At 43.5% G+C, this 1,235-nt stretch carries 2 protein-coding genes; one reads left to right on the plus strand and one right to left on the minus strand.

Features of this window, described 5'->3' with window-relative positions; genetic code table 11:
• On the minus strand, positions 1-620 hold a 620-nt coding region (locus tag R7P35_RS24960), incomplete at its 3' end, for a DUF4382 domain-containing protein (protein WP_318093067.1).
• Between the two features lie 231 nt (positions 621-851).
• Between R7P35_RS24960 and R7P35_RS24965 the strand changes: the two genes are divergently transcribed.
• Positions 852-1,091, plus strand: coding sequence for a YdcH family protein (locus R7P35_RS24965; RefSeq protein ID WP_005479911.1), 240 nt, complete (start codon positions 852-854; stop codon positions 1,089-1,091).
• Positions 1,092-1,235 lie beyond the last annotated feature (144 nt).

Below are 1,235 nucleotides of genomic sequence, written 5' to 3' on the forward strand. Positions count from 1 at the left end.
TAGCCTTCGTTTTGACCCGTTCCGTCTTTTAAGCCTCGACGCAGATCAAACTCGACTACGAATTCATTGTTATCAGGATTAACCGCAAAGGTGTTGTTAAAGAACAATACCCCAGAGTTAGGCTCTTTACCCACGCCTTGAGGACAAGCACCATCGCCTTTGACGGTCAGTGGGATTTGATTTCCTGTCGCTTCGTCAATCACATACGATGGGTAGTCGGGGTGAGCGCCATCATTGGCAAACACACACAACTTATAGTTGCCAGAAGGAATCACTTCATCTTCAACCAGCTCTTGGACATCACTGCCTTGATAGTTGAGCAAGTTAACACTCAACGGCAGAGGATCTTCACCATCAGGAATTGGATCGCCGTTTTCATCCACGTAATTGCCTTCTTCATCGGTTTTATACACCTCAAAAATTTGTGGTGATCCGCCATCAAGAGGAAGGAAAGCGACTTTGCTGTAAGTGATGACCACTTCGGAAACGTCGTCTATAGGCGCATCAGAGACGGATAGAGTGACAGGGGTTGTCGTGGTGATGGTATTACTGTCAGAGTTACAGCCAAAGAGCGCTACTACCACCGCTGCACCAACTAGGCTGAATTTTATGGTGTTCATTGGGGTTACCTTCTTAGTGGGAAGTCTATTAAATGTAGTAGAAAATGATGAGATTTTGCGCAGGAGATGGTGGCTTTTGAATACCAAATGTTAAGGTGTTGTAAATTAAATGCGTTGCGTAAAAGTGTGGTCAACTCGACGATATCACCCCGAATGAAGTGCTATGGTTAATATTGAATTGCTTAAAAAACAAGCAAGACAAATATCAATAACGCCACTCAAGAGGTCTCTATGTTAGGTGAAAATCACTCATTAACCCATGAATTCCCAGAACATTTGGATACCATCACTCAGCTTAGCCAAAACGATGCATCATTTGCTGAAAACGTTAAAAACTATAACGCACTCGATAAAGAGATTCGTGTATTAGAGCTGCAAGGCAGCCCGATAGACGACCACGCCATGAATGTGCTCAAACATAATCGAGCGGAGCTAAAAGACTGGCTGCACTCCCGAATTATGGGTTCTTAACCAAGCAATGAGTATCGGCTCGTATTAACGAGCCGATTTACTTGTTTGTTATGTCCTTAAAGTTTCGTATTTCCATTCAACTTCCGAGCGGCAAATGTCCTGTTTTCACCCAAATTACCGTTTCTTCTTCTACAAAAGGGAAGT

It is taken from the genome of Vibrio sp. Vb0304, assembly GCF_033338995.1.
GTDB classification, from domain to species: domain Bacteria; phylum Pseudomonadota; class Gammaproteobacteria; order Enterobacterales; family Vibrionaceae; genus Vibrio; species Vibrio alginolyticus.

What these genes read in the sequence shown, in the direction of transcription:
- R7P35_RS24965 (WP_005479911.1), top strand. Translation starts at nt 852, where the DNA reads ATGTTAGGTGAAAATCACTCATTAACCCATGAATTCCCAGAACATTTG.